This is a genomic window from Dactylosporangium sp. NPDC051087, assembly GCF_055586325.1.
In genome coordinates this window covers 146752-162954 of the sequence record NZ_JBVJIJ010000015.1, presented here as the reverse complement: position 1 = coordinate 162954, position 16203 = coordinate 146752, and the positions used below count along the sequence as shown (strand labels likewise).

At 72.4% G+C, this 16203-nt stretch carries 10 protein-coding genes; 4 read left to right on the top strand and 6 right to left on the bottom strand.

The window, feature by feature from the left end:
- Window positions 1-3 precede the first annotated feature (3 nt).
- On the bottom strand, window positions 4-1491 hold the full coding sequence (locus ACZ6TV_RS28075; RefSeq protein WP_465300270.1) for a TerD family protein: 1488 nt from the start codon (window positions 1489-1491) through the stop codon (window positions 4-6).
- Window positions 1492-1583: 92 nt separating this feature from the next.
- Here ACZ6TV_RS28075 and ACZ6TV_RS28070 point away from each other — a divergent pair, with 92 nt between their 5' ends.
- Window positions 1584-2189 carry a VOC family protein gene (locus ACZ6TV_RS28070; protein WP_465300269.1) on the top strand — a complete coding sequence of 202 codons (606 nt, stop codon included), beginning with the start codon at window positions 1584-1586 and terminating at the stop codon, window positions 2187-2189.
- On the opposite strand, the gene ACZ6TV_RS28065 is transcribed toward ACZ6TV_RS28070, so the two are convergent.
- Both ACZ6TV_RS28065 and ACZ6TV_RS28060 read right to left on the bottom strand, forming a co-directional pair.
- Window positions 2179-2820, bottom strand: coding sequence for a maleylpyruvate isomerase family mycothiol-dependent enzyme (locus tag ACZ6TV_RS28065; protein ID WP_465300268.1), 642 nt, complete (start codon window positions 2818-2820; stop codon window positions 2179-2181). The genes ACZ6TV_RS28070 and ACZ6TV_RS28065 overlap by 11 nt on opposite strands.
- Window positions 2817-3398, bottom strand: a complete 582-nt coding sequence (locus ACZ6TV_RS28060; RefSeq protein WP_465300267.1) for a TetR/AcrR family transcriptional regulator — start codon at window positions 3396-3398, stop codon at window positions 2817-2819. Before ACZ6TV_RS28060 ends, ACZ6TV_RS28065 begins: the two co-directional genes overlap by 4 nt.
- A 152-nt stretch (window positions 3399-3550) precedes the next feature.
- Between ACZ6TV_RS28060 and ACZ6TV_RS28055 the strand changes: the two genes are divergently transcribed.
- Together ACZ6TV_RS28055 and ACZ6TV_RS28050 are read left to right on the top strand one after the other, a co-directional pair.
- Window positions 3551-6286 carry a beta-L-arabinofuranosidase domain-containing protein gene (locus ACZ6TV_RS28055; protein WP_465300266.1) on the top strand — a complete coding sequence of 912 codons (2736 nt, stop codon included), beginning with the start codon at window positions 3551-3553 and terminating at the stop codon, window positions 6284-6286.
- A 93-nt stretch (window positions 6287-6379) separates the two neighbouring features.
- Window positions 6380-7453: a DUF2855 family protein gene (locus tag ACZ6TV_RS28050; protein WP_465300264.1), complete on the top strand. Its 1074-nt coding sequence runs from the start codon at window positions 6380-6382 to the stop codon at window positions 7451-7453.
- Window positions 7454-8582: 1129 nt separating this feature from the next.
- On the opposite strand, the gene ACZ6TV_RS28045 is transcribed toward ACZ6TV_RS28050, so the two are convergent.
- Genes ACZ6TV_RS28045 through ACZ6TV_RS28035 form a run of 3 tightly spaced genes read right to left on the bottom strand, consistent with a single transcriptional unit; the run spans window position 8583 to window position 15508 of the window.
- Complete coding sequence (locus ACZ6TV_RS28045; RefSeq protein ID WP_465300263.1) at window positions 8583-12101, bottom strand: DUF4132 domain-containing protein; 3519 nt, start codon at window positions 12099-12101, stop codon at window positions 8583-8585.
- Between the two features lie 33 nt (window positions 12102-12134).
- Window positions 12135-14474: an ATP-binding cassette domain-containing protein gene (locus ACZ6TV_RS28040; RefSeq protein WP_465300262.1), complete on the bottom strand. Its 2340-nt coding sequence runs from the start codon at window positions 14472-14474 to the stop codon at window positions 12135-12137.
- A complete protein-coding gene (locus tag ACZ6TV_RS28035) occupies window positions 14471-15508 on the bottom strand; it encodes a helix-turn-helix transcriptional regulator (RefSeq protein WP_465300261.1) in 1038 nt (345 codons plus the stop codon). The genes ACZ6TV_RS28040 and ACZ6TV_RS28035 overlap by 4 nt, the downstream gene beginning before the upstream one ends.
- Before the next feature lie 60 nt (window positions 15509-15568).
- On the opposite strand from ACZ6TV_RS28035, the gene ACZ6TV_RS28030 reads away from it, so the two are divergent.
- The gene (locus tag ACZ6TV_RS28030; RefSeq protein WP_465300260.1) at window positions 15569-16105 is read left to right on the top strand and encodes a mycothiol transferase; all 537 of its coding nucleotides are present in this window, start codon (window positions 15569-15571) and stop codon (window positions 16103-16105) included.
- Window positions 16106-16203: the final 98 nt, after the last annotated feature.

Here is a 16203-nt window from a genome sequence, read left to right as displayed (position 1 = left end):
CCGTCAGGTCTTGGGCGCCGCGGCGACCCACTCCAGACCCCAGTTGTAGGCGAGGTCGACGGCCTGGTTCCGGAACTGGCCGGGCGCCGGGATGATGTAGCGCGACTCGCGCCGCACGACGAGCTCGCCGTTGATGTTCTCGATGAGGAACAGGACACCGGCCCGCGACATCACCGTGCACTCGTCGAGCCGCATCTCGATCGGGGCGCCGTGCTGCGGATACAGGGTCGCGACCGCGTCGAGCCCGGCGAACGAGTCGGCGCCGTCGTAGATGTTGGCGTAGATGAGGATCCGGCGGAACTTCGCCGTGTGGTCGAGGTTGATCGTCAGGTTCTCGCCGGCCTCGTTGGCGCCGGTGCGGTCGTCGCCGTCGAGCATGATGTACGGCGCGTCGTTGAGCTGCCCGAACATGTTGTCGAGCGGGTGGACGATGCCCTTGCGGCCGTCGACGAGCTCCCACAGGCAGCACAGGTCGAGGTCCAGGTCCGGCAGGTGGGCCGTCTTCTGCTTGCCGAACAGGCCGCGCTTGCCGAGCGACCGCATGCTCCAGTTGAGGTTGACCCGCATCGCACCCGACGAGCCGCCCTGCTTGGCGAGGGACACCGTCGGCGCCTGCTTGGTGAGCGTGACCTTGGACAACCGCACCGGCCCGGTCGGCGCCGGCGGGGCCATCGGCAGGTTCGACGTGGGCGGGGCCATCGGCGCGGCCGGCGGTGCCATGGGGGCGGCGTGGGGCGCGACCGGAGGGGCCATCGGAGGGGCGGGATACGAGACCGGCGGTGGCGGGACCGCGGCGGGCGGCACCGGCGGGGCCATGGGCGGCGGGGCGACCGGCGGGGGGACGGTGGCGGGCAGCCCGATCTGCTGCGGCTGCCCGTTCGGGCCGGTCACGGTCACCGACGGCCACCCCTGCGTGGCCGCCGGTGCGGGTGCCGGTGCGGGTGCCGGTGCGGGTGCCGGTGCGGGCGCGTCGTCGACGGAGATGCCGAAGTCGCGGGCCAGGCCCGCCAGGCCCGAGTCGTAGCCCTGGCCGACCGCGCGGAACTTCCACTGGCCGGCTCGCCGGTACAACTCGCCGAAAATGAACGCCGTCTCGGTCGTGGCACCGGGGCTGTCGAAGCGCGCGACCTCGGCGCCCGTCGCCGCGTCCAGGAGCCGGATGTGCAGGCCGGGGACCTTGCCGAACGTCCCGCCGTCGGCGGACGCGGCCAGGACGATGCGCTCCACCGCCGGCTCGACCCGGCTCAGGTCGACGAACACCGTGTCCGTGACCAGGCTGCCACTGGTGGTCTTGCCCTCGTGCCGGACCGCGCCGGCCGGATGCGCGGGCTGGTTGTAGAAGACGAAGTCGTCGTCGTTGCGGACCTTGTTGCTGACCAGCAGCAACGCCGACCCGTCGGCGTCGGGCACCCCGGGCCCGGTCTGCCATCCCAGCACTGCCCGGACCACCGGCGCCTGCACCGGCAGGTTCGCACCCTTGAGCATCGACATACGACCATCCTCCCCGTCAATGCCCCACAATACGGCGCGCCCGGTCGGGTGGGGGACGGTAGATGTGCCCCGGAATGGGCAGTGAGCCGCCCATGGTGGACCTGAAGATTGAGATCGTCGTGCTGCCGGTCGCCGACGTCGACCGGGCGAAGGCGTTCTACCGCGGGCTCGGCTTCCGGGAGGACGCCGACTTCTCCGGCGAGGGTGGCTTCCGGGTCGTGCAGGTCACCCCGCCGGGGTCGACCACGTCGATCATCTTCGGCAGCCGGGTCACCGACGCCGCGCCCGGCTCCGCGCGGGGCGTGCACATGGTCGTCGACGACGTGGTCGCCGCGCAGAAGGAACTGGCGGCCCGTGGGGTGGCCGTCAGCGAGGTGTTCCACGACGCGGGCGGCGTGTTCCACCACGCGGGCGACGAGGCGCGGGTGCCGGGACCGGACCCGCAGCGGCAGTCCTACGCGTCGTTCGCCTCGTTCACCGACCCGGACGGCAACCTGTTCGTCCTGCAGGAGATCACCCGTCGGCTGCCGGGCCGGGTCGACCACGCCATCTACGGCTCCGTGGGCGAGCTCGAACAGGCGCTGCGCGACGCGGCGGCGGCACACGGCCGGCACGAGCAGGAGCTGGGCCACGCCGACGAGAACTGGCCCGCCTGGTACGCCCGGCACATGGCGGAAGCGGCCGGCCTCAAAAGCTGAGGCGTTCGGTGAGGGCGGCGGCGCCGTCGCCGGACAGCTGCGGCAGCGCGGTCAGGCGCCCGCAGACGAGCAGGAGCAGCGCCGCCATCGGCGCCCGCACCTGCGGGCCCTCGCCGGCCGTCCACGACGTGTCGGTGGCGGTGAGCCGGAACCCCGCGACCCGCTTCACCGACGGCAGCGGTGGTGGAAATTTCATCGTCAGCATCCGGGTGGCCGCGATCGCCGCCGCGTCCACCGGCGTGTCCAGCTGCCGGCCGAGCGGCACCGCGATGTCCTGGCCGTGCACGAGGATGTCGGTGAGCGTCTCCAGGTGGGTGACGCCGAAGTTGTGCCTGCGGGATCCGGCGGCACCGCGGACGCCGGCGACGATCTGCGCGGTGGTGAGCGCGGCGGCGCGCCGGACGGCCGCGTGCTGGATGGTCCGGTCCATGCTGCCGCGCCAGTGCCGCAGCATCCCGAGCGCGGCGGCGGGTCCCATCTCCTGCAGCGTCAGGTGCGCGGCGACGTCGCGGACCGTCCAGCCCTCGCACAGCGACGGCTGCCGCCACTGCTCGTCGGTCAGGGTCCCCAGCAGCGCGGCGACGGCCGTGCGCTGGGCGTCGATGGCGAGCCGGATCCGGTCACGGTTCATGATGCCGGCACCTCCGCGGCGCGGGGACGGATGACGGTGGTGACGAGCGCGGTGATCTGCGCGGACGGGTCGAAGGCCGGGTCCGGCACGGCGAGCTGGTGCAGCACGACGCCGGTCCAGTGGTTCATGATGATCGGCGCGTCGCGCCCGGGGTCGGCCGAGCCGGCGGTGCGGATCCAGTTGAGGAACCAGGCGTTGACCCGGCCGCCGGTGGCGAGGAGCTGGGCGCGCAGCGAAGGGCGGATCGCGGCCTCGACGAGGATCACGTGCCGCGCCAGGGTGAGCGTGCGCTGCGGCCCGGTCTGCCGGTGCGCGAACTCGGTCAGCGCCCGGGCCAGCTCGAGCGGGGTGGTGGGTGCCACCCGGGACGCGATGTCCTCCCAGTCGGCGCGCTCGCGGGCGGCGAACCGCTCGACGACCGCGTCGAGCAGCGCGTCCCGGGTGCGGAAGTGGTTGGACGTGGAGCCGGTCGGCAGTCCCGCGGCCGTGTCGACGGCGCGGTGGGTGAGCGCGTGGATGCCCCGCTCCCCGAGCACCGTGATGGCGGCGTCGAGCAGGTCTTCGCGGCGGCTTCCCATGCCCGGATACTACGATGGTAGTGCCTAGAACTACAACTGTAGTTCCTCTTGAACTGCCGGGGCTTCTCTGGCACGCTCTGCCGAAACATGTGAGCGCTAACACTCCCCGCCGTTGATGTGAGCGCTAACACGCCTGAGAGGACCACACCCCCATGGCCCACCACCTCAGCCGCCGCCGGCTGCTGCAGACCACCGGCGCCGTCGCCGCGGCCACCGCGGCCGCGCCCCTGATCGGCGAGGTCACCGCCGCCGGCGCCGCCCTCGCCCCGGCCCGCGCCGACATCGGCGTCTCCGCCTACGCGTTCGACCTCGGGCAGGTGCGGCTGACCACCGGCCGCTGGCTGGACAACCAGAACCGCACCCTCGCGTACCTGCGGTTCGTCGACGTCAACCGGCTCGTCTACAACTTCCGGGCCAACCACCGGCTGTCCACCGGCGGCGCCGCCGCGACCGGCGGCTGGGACGCGCCGACCTTCCCGTTCCGCACCCACATGCAGGGCCACCTGCTCACCGCGTGGGCCCAGGCCTACGCCGTCCTCGGCGACACCACCTGCCGGGACAAGGCCAACGCCATGGTCGCCGCCCTCGCGGCCTGCCAGGCCAACAACGCCACCGCCGGCTTCAGCACCGGCTACCTGTCCGGCTTCCCGGAGTCCGACTTCACCGCCCTGGAAGCGGGCACCCTGAGCAACGGCAACGTCCCCTGGTACTGCATCCACAAGACCCTCGCGGGCCTGCTCGACGTGTGGCGGCTGATCGGCACGACCCAGGCCCGCGACGTGCTCCTCGCCCTCGCCGGCTGGGTCGACTGGCGCACCGGCCGGCTCAGCGCCGCGCAGCAGCAGACCACGCTGAACGTCGAGTTCGGCGGCATGAACGCGGTCCTCGCCGACCTGTACCAGCAGACCGGCGACAGCAGATGGCTCACCGCGGCGCAACGTTTCGACCACGCCGCGGTCTTCAACCCCCTGGCCTCGAACTCCGATCAGCTCAACGGGCTGCACGCCAACACGCAGGTGCCGAAGTGGATCGGCGCCGCCCGCGAGTACAAGGCCACCGGCACCACCCGCTACCGCGACATCGCCGTCAACGCCTGGAACATCACCGTCGGCGCGCACACCTACGTCATCGGCGGCAACAGCCAGGCCGAGCACTTCCGCGGCCCGAACGCGATCGCCGGATTCCTGACCAACGACACGTGCGAGCAGTGCAACTCGTACAACATGCTGAAACTGACGAAAGAGCTCTGGCTGCTCGACCCGGGCAACGCCGGCTACTTCGACTTCTACGAGCGCACCCTGCTCAACCATCTCATCGGCGCGCAGAACCCCGCCGACAGCCACGGCCACGTCACCTACTTCACGCCCCTGCGGCCCGGCGGGCGGCGCGGCGTCGGCCCCGCCTGGGGCGGCGGCACGTGGAGCACCGACTACGACAGCTTCTGGTGCTGCCAGGGCACCGGCGTGGAGACCAACACGAAGCTGATGGAGTCCATCTACTTCCACAACGGCACCACGCTGACCGTGAACCTGTTCACGCCGTCGGTGCTGACCTGGTCGCAGCGCGGGATCACGGTCACCCAGACCACCACGTACCCGGTGAGCGACACCACCACGCTGCAGGTCACCGGCAGCGTCAGCGGCTCCTGGACCATGCGGATCCGCATCCCGTCGTGGACCTCGGGGGCGACGGTCAGCGTCAACGGCACCGCGCAGGGCATCGCGACCACGCCCGGCACGTACGCGTCGCTGACCCGGTCGTGGACCTCCGGCGACACGGTCACCGTGCGGCTGCCGATGGCCGTCGCGGTCCGCCCCGCCAACGACAACGCCAACGTCGTCGCCGTCACCTACGGCCCGGTCGTCCTCGCCGGCAACTACGGCAACACGACCCTGTCCGCGCTGCCCGCGCTCACCACGTCGTCGGTCACCCGCACCGGCAGCGGGTCGCTCGCCTTCACCGCCACCGCCGGCGGCGCGACCGTCGCGCTCAACCCGTTCCAGGACGCGCACGGCTACAACTACACCGTCTACTGGAGCGCGAACGGCGCCGCCTCGGGGTCGAACTACCGCCTCGTCAACGCCGCCAGCGGCCTGGTCCTCGGCATCCAGAACATGTCCACCGCCGACGGCGGGCTCGCGCTGCAGTGGACGGACAACGGCACCCCCGACCACAACTGGGAGCTCGTCGTCGACGGCACCGCCGTCCGCCTGCGCAACCTCAACAGCGCCCGGGTGCTCGGCATCCAGAACATGTCGACCGCGGTCAACGCCGTCGCCCTGCAGTGGGCCGACAACGGCACCGCCGACCACCGCTGGACGATCGTCGACAACGGCGACGGCAACCACAAGCTCCGCAACGTCAACAGCGGCCTGGTCCTGGGCATCCTGAACAACTCCACCGCCAACGGCGGCCAGGCCGTGCAGGCCGCCGACGACGGCAGCACCGACAACCTGTGGCGCCTGCTGCCGGGCGGCGCCCGCCGCATCCAGAACCTGGGCAGCGGCCTCGTCCTCGGCGTCACCGACATGTCCACCGCGAGCGGCGCGCTGGTCCTGCAGTGGGGCGACACCGGCACCGCCGACCACCTGTGGACCGCCGTCGCCGACTCCGGCGGCTACCTCCGGCTCCGCAACGCCAACAGCGGCCTCGTCCTCGGCGTCGAGAACGCCGGCACCGGCAACGGCGCCCGAGCCGTCCAACTCGCGGACACGTCGTCCGCCGATCGTCGCTGGCGGCTGCGGTACGGCACAGGAGGCTACTTCCGGATCCAGGCCGCCAACGGTGGACGGGTCCTCGGCGTCAACGGCGCGTCGACCGCGCAGGGTGCCCAGGTCCTCATCTGGGACGACAACGGCACCAACGACCACCTCTGGCGCTTCGTGTAGTTGGTCTCACCGCGCCCCCACGGAGTCCCTTTCCGGGCGGCGGGATGGCACATGTCACCCGCCGCCCCGCCGTTTCGTTGCTACCGTCGCGCCATGTCAGGTTGGACGCTTGCCGTGGCCCGTGACGACCTCGCCCGCACGACGCTGTCCTCGGATCCGGACCCTTCGGCCGCCTCCGCTGCCTCCGCCTCCCTCGCCGGCGGCGAGGCGTTGCTCCGGGTGGACCTGGTCGGGATGACCGCCAACAACGTCACCTACGCGGTCCTCGGCGACGCGATGCGCTACTGGCAGTTCTTCCCGACCTCCCCGGGCCTGGGCCTGGTGCCGCTGTGGGGCTTCGCGTCGGTGGTGGCGTCGACGGTACCGGGCGTCGAGGCCGGACAACGCGTCTACGGCTACCTGCCGCCGGCCAGCCACCTCGTCGTGCGGCCCGTCCGCGTCGACGGCACCGGCTTCCGCGACGGCTCCCCGCACCGCGCCTCGCTGCCGTCGCCGTACAACGCGTACCGGCTGACGACCGGCGACCCTGTCCACCGCGCCGACCAGGAAGACCTGCTGGTCCTGTTCCGGCCGCTGTTCTTCACCTCGTTCATGCTCGCCGACCGGTTCCTCGACAACGACTGCTACGGCGCGACCTCACTGTTGTTCTCGTCGGCGTCGAGCAAGACCGCGTACGCCGCCGCATTCGAGCTGCGCGGCCGCGGCCCGCGCCTGATCGGCCTGACGTCGCCGGGGAACGTCGCCTTCACCGAGTCCCTCGGCTGCTACGACCGGGTCGTGCCGTACTCCGGCATCGCCACGCTCGACGTCGAACCCGCCGCCTACCTCGACCTGTCCGGCGCCTCGGCCACCCGGGCCGCGATCCGGTCGCACTTGGGCCCGTCGCTGGTCCGGGACGTCGCCGTCGGCCTCACCAGCCAGGTCCCCAACGCACTCGCCGCCGGCGAGGTGTTCTTCGCCCCCGACCAGATGCGCAAGCGCGGTGCCGACTGGGGCCGCGACGGGCTCGAACAGCGCTTCGCCGAGGCGTGGCAGCGCTTCGCGGCCGTGGTCCGGGACTGGGTCGACGTCGAGACCGGCGAAGGCCCAGAGGCGCTGCGCGCCGCCTGGCTCGACGTCCTCGCTGGCCGTACCCCGCCCCGGGTGGGCCGCGTCATCCGCTTCTGAGACCCATTTTGCGGCTTTTTGTTTGCGGTGCATCGTTTGCGCTCACTCTTTTCGGATCAGGGTTACGCCGTCGTCCAGGGCTCGGCCGTCCCGCGCGGCGCTGACCTGCTCCGTCGCTCCACCAATTGATGAGGTGGCGGTTGTTCCCCGTGCGCGGCCGTCTCGTCCGCTGCTGTCGAGTCCGCGGTGTTTCCGTGCCCGGCCGTCCCGCGTGTCGTTGTTCCGGCTTCACTGCTCTGCGTGCCGTGGCGCCGATCCGTTGTTCGTCTGCCGTCGACCCTCGCGATTGTTCCGGGCATGGCTGTCGCACCCGCCCGATTGCGTGCACAGTCCGCCGCTGCTCCGTGCACAGCCGCTCCGCGCGTGGCAGCGTCGATCCGGATCTCGCCCACTACCGAGCCATCCACGGCCGAGCCGCGCGCTGGTGAACCGCCGCGTTGGACTGCAGATTTGACCGCATGGTTGGACCGCGGCGGTGGACCGTGGTGCACGACCGTGCGACGCCGTTCCGCAGGACCTTGGGCTGGACGGTGGTGCTTTGCCCGCGCGGTGCTCGACGTGGTGCTTGACCGCGTGGTGCTCGACGGTGGTGCTCGGCCGCGTGGTGCTCGACGGTGGTGCTCGGCCGCGCGGCGTCAGGGCGTGGGGCCGGGTCGCGCGGGTGCTCGATGGTGGTGCCGAGCCGCGCGGCGTTGGACCGTGGTGCGGTGCCGCGCGGCGCTCGACGGTGGTGCGATGTCAGTGGTGGGCACCTCCGCGGACGGCCGCTGCCCGGTGGGTCGTGCTGCGTCAGGGCGCTGTGCCGGTTCGCGTGGCGTCAGGGCATGGTGCCGGTTCGCGCGGCGTCAGGGCTTGGTGCTGGGTCGCGCGGGTGCTTGATGGTGGTGCCGAGCCGCGCGGCGTTGGACCGTGGTGCGGTGCCGCGCGGTGCTCGACGGTGGTGCGATGTCAGTGGTGGACACCTCCGCGGACGGCCGCTGGCCGGTGGGTCGTGCTGCGTCAGGGCGCTGTGCCGGGTCGCGTGGCGCTCGGCGGTGGTGCTGGGCCTTGTCGGTGCAGGGCCGAGCGGGCGTTGGACTGTGGTGCTGGGGCGGTGGCCGGGGGGCGGTGGCCGGGGGAGGTGGGCAGGCTACGGCGTGAGGATGTCGGTCAGGTCGCGGAGCATTTCCGAGGCGGTGACGTCGTCGAGGGCGCCGAACGTGCGGGTCGGGTGGCGCGGATGCCAGGTGCCCCAGGGGTGGTCGTTGAGCCAGACGGTGGTGATCTCCTGTTCGCTGAAGATGTCGTGGGCGCCGATCGGGATGCCGGGGTTGAGGTCGATGACGATGGCGCGGCCGTCGCCGGTGGGGCGCCAGATCCAGCACTGCACGCCGGCGTCCTGTGGCTCGCCGCGGTGCCAGCCGCGGCGTTCGAGGCCGAGGAGGGTCTTCGTCGGTGCCTTCAGTCCGGCGAACCTGGCCAGGCCCGGTGCTGCCTTCTCGGCCGCGGTGAGCGTGTGGACCTGGCGGCTCAGCTGGGCGAACGGCTGCAGGATCTCGTAGTCGGCGAACACCTCCGCCCAGGCGGGCAGGTGCGTGCCGAGCAGCCGGGGGTGGGCGAGGCCGACGAGCGCGGTGGGCGGCAGGGTGAAGGTGTCGTCGTCGACGTCGGCGAACGTGCCGTCCTCCGCCACCCGGAATGCCACGGGGGCGCCGCCGTCGGTGTCGGCGGTCCACACCAGGCGCCGGGCGATGTGCCGCAGCAACGGGTGCGCCACGATATGGTCCTGGAACGACGACGCCGTCCACCGCCGCTGGGTCACCATCGCCGTCTCCAGGCGGCGGATCTGGTCGCCGGCGATGGTGCGGACGTCCTTCTTCAGGGCGCTGTAGCGCTGATAGGCCGCGGGCGCCAGCTCCTGGTCGTCCCGCACCCCCGGCTTCGGCAGCTCCTTCCGCCGCCCACCGCCCGCTCCACGCCCACGCCCCGCACCGCCCCCGCCGGGCGAAGCCGCCGCACCGGCCGCACCGTGCTCGCCCGCTGAAGCCGCCGCGTCGCCCGCTGAAGCCGCCTCGTCGGACGCTGGAACCGTCGCTCCGGACGTTGAAGCCGCCGCGTCGGACGCTGAGGTCGCCGCGTCGGACGCACCGTGCCCGCCCGGCGAAGACGTCGAGGTCGCCGTGCCGGTCGGGGGTGCGTCCAGGACGAAGGGCTTGAGCTGCTCGTCGAAGCCGACCACGAACTGGCGCGGCCCATAGTCCAGCAGCAGGGAGCCGGAAGCGTCGAGGCCGAGGTCGGGCACGAGGCGGTCGGCGAGCTGCTCCGCGGTCAGGTCCAGGGCGGCGGCGACCTCCGCGACCTTGTCCGTGGCCCTGTCCTTCAGGCCCTTGAACTTGGCCTTCTGCGCGATGCCGCTCAGATGTGTCAGCGCGAGGTCTGAGCCGATGCCGGCCAGGACGTCGAGGCCGGTGACGGCCTTGGCGTGGCCGCCCTCGCCGGGCCAGGCGCGGATCACCGGGGACAGCCGCCGGACCGTGTCGTCGTCGCCGAGCCACTGCAGCGAGACCAGTGGCCACGGCTCCTTCGGCGGGGCGCCGACCGACTGCCACTGGGTGAACATCGCCCACGCGAACTCGGCGAGCGACCGCCGGTCGAGCTCGTCGACGACCAGGGGCACGCCGGCATAGATCTCGCCCTGGCGGGAGATGGCCAGCATCGTGCACAGGTGCCGGGTCGGCTCGTCGCCGAGCGCCGCGGAGCGGTCCTTGAGCAGGATGCGCGGCATGAGGCTCGGGTCGGCCCAGGGCGGCAGCGAGGGCATCTTGGCCGGCAGGACGTCGAGGGTGCTGCCGCCGAGCAGCGTCTCCAGCGCGGCCTTCGCGGCGGGGCCGTGCGCGTCGCCGGCGGCGAGGACCGAGGAGCGGTGCCGGACCGCGACCAGTCGCAGCGCCTCCTCGGCGGCCTTCCGCGCGGGTCCCGCCGGGCCGACCGCCGCGGGGGTCAGCGCCGACGCCACGTATGCCGGGTGCCGGTCGAGCCAGGCGAGGACGACGGCGCGCAGCGACTTCAGCTTGACCAGCGAACGCGCCATGTGGGTGGCGACCTCGGGACCGGCGAACGGCAGCAGCAGCCCCGTGCAGCCCGCGGGGTCCTTCGTGGCCAGGTGCAGGGCGGCCGGCAGTGCCGCGAGCCCGAAGCGGGCGGCAAGCTGCGGGAACCATTGCGGCGCGTCCCAGATCCGCCTGGGGCGCCAGTCCGGCAGGAGCGCGGCGACGACGTCGTCGGGGGCGGTGCGCATGAGGGTGACCTCATGATGGCCCTGCAGGTGGCCGGCCCGGTAGTGCTCGAGCGCCGTCCCGATCGGCGTCTCGAGCTCCCACCACTTCGCGTTGGGCGCGCGCATCGCCGCCCACGCGTCCTGCTCGCCGGGTGCCCAGACCAGCAAGGGTGGGGCGGTGAACGTGAGGCCGGGCACGACCGGCGGGCGGGTCTGTGTGCGGCCCTTGGACCACGGCGGCGTGACCAGCAGCGGCGGCAGCGCCGACGGTGGGGCTTCGGGCACGGCGCTCTGGTCGGTCAGGATCGCCTCGACCCGCTCGCGCGACGCCGGCGGCAATGCGGCGGCGACCACGGCGGCGAGGTCCCGGTCGGCGAGGACGTGGACCCGCAGCAGCTCCCGCGCGGCGCGGCTGTCGGAGGCGGCGAGCAGCCGCAGCGCGCGCTCGGGGAAGCGGCGGGCGGCGTCCAGCGCGGCGAGCGGCACGTATTTGCGGTCGAGGCGGTCTATCAGCGCCCCGAGCGCCTCGTCGGTCGGGAAGAGGGCGAGGGCGCCCAGGAACCGCTGCTGGACGTCGGCGACGAGGTCGCCGTCGAGCCGGGCGACGATGAGCGGGATGACGGCGGTGCCGACGCCGTCGACGACGGTCGCGAGGGACTCGACGTCGTAGCCGAGCCACCATGCGCCGGCTGGGGCGACCTGGGCCAGCTGGTCGGCGGTGGAGACCGACGACCACAGCAGTTTGCCCAGCGAACGATCGGTGGAGCCGGCCAGCTCGGCGCAGTCGTGCTCGACCCATGCGCGCTGTGTCGGGACGAGGAAGGACGTGGCCGCCCGCCGCTGCTGCGATCCCGCCCGGTGCTCGGCGAGCATCGCGACCGCGGCGGAATAGTCGTCGTCGGACGCGACGGCGAGGGCGGCCCGGACCCGCCCGGCGAGCGCCACCCAGTGCGGGAAATAGCCCCAGGCGCTGCCGGCGCGCCACGTGAGCCGGGGCGGGACCTGCCGGCCGTGCTGCCGATGGCCGCCGGTGTCCAGGCCGACCGCCTCCACGGCGGCCGCGGCGGCGAACACGACACCGCGCGACGCGATCCACAGGTCGGCCAGCTGCGCCGTGCGGCTCAGGTCCTTCCACGGCAGATAGTCCGCCACCAGGGCGGCGACGACCCCCGCGCCCGCGACCGGGCCGGACGAGGGGTCTGCGAGATAGGCACGGGCGGCCGCGACGAGCCCGGGATCGCTGTCAGGATGCTCCAGCCGGGACTGGATCACAGGAGCCGCCGAGGCCACCAGCGCGGTGCCCTTCGAAGCGTCGTGCTTCAGTGCCGGCCCGGGTGCGCCGTTTCGCCGCGGGATGAAGACCTTGCGCCAGGCAACCGGGAAATCGTCCACGGCGACACTGTAGCCACGACCACCGACAAAAAATCATGCTCCGACGTAGTCGGCCAGGTGCGTGCCGGTGAGCCCGGACCGCGAGGACACCAGGTCGGACGGTGTCCCGGTGAACACGACCTGACCGCCGTCGTGACCCGCGCCCGGCCCGAGGTCGATGATCCAGTCCGCGTGCGCCATGACGGCCTGGTGGTGTTCCACCACGATCACCGACTTGCCCGCGTCGACGAGCTGGTCGAGGAGCCCGAGCAGGTGCGCGACGTCCGCGAGGTGCAGGCCCGCGGTCGGCTCGTCCAGGACGTACACGCCGCCCTTCTCGCCCATGTGCATGGCCAGCTTCAGCCGCTGCCGCTCACCGCCGGACAGCGTCGTCAGGGGCTGACCCAGCGTGAGGTACCCCAGCCCGACGTCGACGAGCCGGGTGAGGATGGCGTGCGCGGGCGGGGTGTGCGCAGGGCCTTCGCCGAAGAACGCCGCAGCGTCGAAACAGGACATCGCCAGCACCTCGCTGATGTCCTTCCCGCCGAGGTGGTGCTCCAGGACCGACGCGTCGAAGCGCTTGCCCTCGCAGACCTCGCAGACGGTGGCGACGCCCGCCATCACGACCAGGTCGGTGTAGATGACGCCGTTGCCGTTGCAGTTGGGGCACGCGCCTTCGGAGTTCGCACTGAACAGTGCGGGCTTCACCCCGTTGGCCTTGGCGAAGGCCTTCCTGATGGGTTCGAGGAGGCCGGTGTACGTGGCGGGATTGCTCCGCCGGGAGCCGCGGATCGGGCCCTGGTCGACGGACACCACGCTCTCCGACGCCGGGATCGACCCGTGCACGAGCGAGCTCTTGCCCGACCCCGCCACCCCGGTGACCACGACCAGCACGCCGAGGGGGATGTCGACGTCCACGGAACGCAGGTTGTGCGTGTCCGCCCCGCGGATCTTCAGGTGCCCGCGCGGTGCGCGCACGGACGGCTTCAGCGAGACCCGGTCGTCGAGGTGCTTGCCGGTGAGGGTGCCGCTGCGCCGCAGCCCGGCGAGGGTCCCCTCGTAGCAGACCTCGCCGCCCCCCGCGCCCGCGCCCGGGCCGAGGTCGACGACGTGGTCGGCGATCGCGATCGCCTCCGGCTTGTGCTCCACGACCAGCACCGTGTTGCCCTTGTCGCGCAGCCGCACCAGCAGGTCGTTCATGCGCTGGATGTCGTGCGGGTGCAGGCCGATCGTGGGTTCGTCGAAGACGTAGGTGACGTCGGTCAGCGGCGAGCCGAGGTGCCGGATCATCTTGACCCGCTGCGACTCGCCGCCGGACAGCGTGCCCGACGTCCGGTCCAGGGAGAGGTAACCGAGCCCGATCTCCACGAACGAGTCCAGGGTGTGCCGCAGCGCCGCCAGCAGCGGCGCCACCGACGGCTCGTCGAGGCCGCCGACCCACGCGGCCAGGTCGCTGATCTGCATCGCGCACGCGTCGGCGATGTTCTTGCCGTCGATCTTCGAGGAGCGGGCCTCCTCGCTGAGCCGGGTGCCGCCGCACTCGGGGCAGACCCCGAACACGACCGCCCGCTCCACGAACGCCCGCACGTGCGGCTGCAGGGCGTCGACGTCCTTCGACAGCATCGACTTCTGGATCTTCGGGATGATCCCCTCGTACGTCAGGTTGATCCCGTCGACCTTGATCTTCGTCGGCTCGCGGTGCAGGAGGTCGTTGAGTTCGCGCTTGGTGTACTTGCGGATCGGCTTGTCCATGTCGAAGTAGCCGCTGCCGCTGAAGATCCGGCCGAACCAGCCCTCCATGCTGTAGCCGGGGATGGTCAGCGCGCCCTCGCTGAGGGACTTGCTGTCGTCGTACAGCTGGGCGAGGTCGATGTCGTTGACCCTGCCCCGGCCCTCGCACCGCGAGCACATGCCGCCCGTGATGCTGAACGTGCGGCGCTCCTTGACGGTCTGGCCGGCCTTCTTGACCGTGACGGCGCCCGCGCCGCTGATCGACGCGACGTTGAACGAGAACGCCTGCGGCGAGCCGATGTGCGGCTGCCCGAGCCGGCTGAACAGGATGCGCAGCATCGCGTTGGCGTCGGTGGCGGTGCCGACGGTCGAGCGCGGGTCGGCGCCCATCCGCTGCTGGTCGACGATGATCGCGGTGGTCAGCCCCTCGAGCACGTCGACGTCGGGCCGGGCGAGCGTGGGCATGAAACCCTGCACGAACGTGCTGTAGGTCTCGTTGATCAGCCGCTGCGACTCCGCGGCGATCGTGCCGAAGACCAGGGAGCTCTTGCCCGAGCCGGACACGCCGGTGAACACCGTCAGCTGCCGCTTCGGGATCTCGATGCTGACGTCCTTGAGATTGTTCACGCGCGCGCCCCGCACGCGGATCAGCTCGTGGGTCATCGTGTCTCCGTCCTCGTCCGGTTGCCGTCCACGCTATCCGGCGGGCGAGGACCGCTGCTTCTTGATTCGTGATCACCCGCCGGAAGAGCCCCGCCGGCGGCGGCGAGCAGGCGCCGGCCGACGGCTCCGGCGGTGTGCCGCAGCTCCGGCCCGCCGACGATCCGGAACGCGCACGGCAGCGCGGCGAGCTGTTCCGCGGCCCACCACGGGTTGCCGGTCGAGCCCACCAGGCGGCACGAGGTGTCGTCGACGGCCTCGAGTTTCCCCAGCGTCGCCGGTACGCACGCGGCCACGCGGGACAGCGGCGCGTCCAGGACGAGCTCGACGGTGTACTCCCAGCCGGCCGCGAGGTGTTCCTCCAGCACTGCGACCGGGTCGAAGGCCGCCGGCGGCTCGAACCCCGCAGGCAGCGCGGCGACGGCGCGCACCCGGTCGACCCGGTACGCCCTGCGCTCGCCCGACGCGTGCGACCAGCAGATCAGATACCACCGGCCGTGCCGCACGACGACCGCCCACGGGTCGACCTCGGCGTCCCACTGGGTGCCGGACTCCCCGCGGTACGACACCCGCAACCGCCGGAAGTCGGCGCAGGCCTGCACGAGGGCCGTCGTGATCTGCGGGTCCGGCCGGGCGGCGGCGCGGTCGGGGGCCGGCGCCGTTGTGCGCCGCACCGCCTCGGCCTGCGCGGCGACGTGCTCCGGCAGCGCCCGCACCAGCTTGCCGAGCGCGGCGCCGACCGGGCTCGCCGGGTCGCCGGCGGCGTGGTGGCCGTCCAGCACCGCCATGACCAGGGCCAGGGCCTCCGCGGCGGTGAACGTCAGCGGCGGTAGCCGCAGTCCCCGGCCGGCCCGGTAGCCGCCGTACGGCCCGCGGACGGACTCGATCGGGATGCCCGCGTCGCGCAGCACGCCGATCGAGCGACGGGCGGCGCGCTCCGACACGCCGAGCCGCGCCGCCAGCCGCTCGGCGGTGATGCCGGGGCTGGCCTGCACGATCTCCAGCGCGAGCAGCGCCCGCGCGGCGGGACTGTCCATCGGCGCCCTTCCGGAGGTTCCGGACGCGAAACGTCCGGAACGCAGCCTAGCGTGGCCGGCATGATGTCGAATGAGCCGTCGGCGACCGCCGGCGAGGCCGAGATGCTGTTGTTCGCTCTCGAACGGTCCCGGGCCCAGTTCATCTGGAAGTGCGGCGGCCTGGACGAAGCGGGCCTGCGCCGCCCCCAGCCGCCCTCGGCGCTGACGATCGCCGGGCTGCTCAAGCACATGGCGCTGGTCGAGGAGCTGTACACCATCGACTTCAGCGGCAAGGCGCCCGGCCCGCCGCTCGACGCGCCCGAGGCGGCCACCGACCTGGACTGGGTGTGGCGCAGTGCCGCCACCGACTCCGCCGAGTACCTGTACGGGCTGTGGCACGGCGCGGTCGAGCACTCCCGGCAGGCGATGGCGGCGGCCCTGGCCGACGGCGGCCTCGACCAGCCGGCGAAGTACCGCAGGTTCGACGACGGGGTCGCGCCGAACCTGCGGCGGATCGTCGTCGACCTGCACGACGAGTACGCCCGCCACGTCGGCCACGCCGACCTGCTGCGCGAGGCGATCGACGGCCTGGTGGGGGAGGACCCGCCGCTTTCCTGATCCTTTGGTCTTCCTGAAGACTTCGCAATGCGCCGTCACATGAGTTGCCGAAAAGGTTTTCAGGCGCGAGTGTGTTCGGACATGCGGATCACAGCAAG

What these genes read in the sequence shown, in the direction of transcription:
- ACZ6TV_RS28065 (WP_465300268.1), bottom strand. Translation starts at nt 2,820, where the DNA reads ATGAACCGTGACCGGATCCGGCTCGCCATCGACGCCCAGCGCACGGCC.
- ACZ6TV_RS28030 (WP_465300260.1), top strand. Translation starts at nt 15,569, where the DNA reads ATGATGTCGAATGAGCCGTCGGCGACCGCCGGCGAGGCCGAGATGCTG.
- ACZ6TV_RS28070 (WP_465300269.1), top strand. Translation starts at nt 1,584, where the DNA reads ATGGTGGACCTGAAGATTGAGATCGTCGTGCTGCCGGTCGCCGACGTC.
- ACZ6TV_RS28050 (WP_465300264.1), top strand. Translation starts at nt 6,380, where the DNA reads ATGTCAGGTTGGACGCTTGCCGTGGCCCGTGACGACCTCGCCCGCACG.
- ACZ6TV_RS28040 (WP_465300262.1), bottom strand. Translation starts at nt 14,474, where the DNA reads ATGACCCACGAGCTGATCCGCGTGCGGGGCGCGCGCGTGAACAATCTC.
- ACZ6TV_RS28035 (WP_465300261.1), bottom strand. Translation starts at nt 15,508, where the DNA reads ATGGACAGTCCCGCCGCGCGGGCGCTGCTCGCGCTGGAGATCGTGCAG.
- ACZ6TV_RS28060 (WP_465300267.1), bottom strand. Translation starts at nt 3,398, where the DNA reads ATGGGAAGCCGCCGCGAAGACCTGCTCGACGCCGCCATCACGGTGCTC.
- ACZ6TV_RS28055 (WP_465300266.1), top strand. Translation starts at nt 3,551, where the DNA reads ATGGCCCACCACCTCAGCCGCCGCCGGCTGCTGCAGACCACCGGCGCC.
- ACZ6TV_RS28075 (WP_465300270.1), bottom strand. Translation starts at nt 1,491, where the DNA reads ATGTCGATGCTCAAGGGTGCGAACCTGCCGGTGCAGGCGCCGGTGGTC.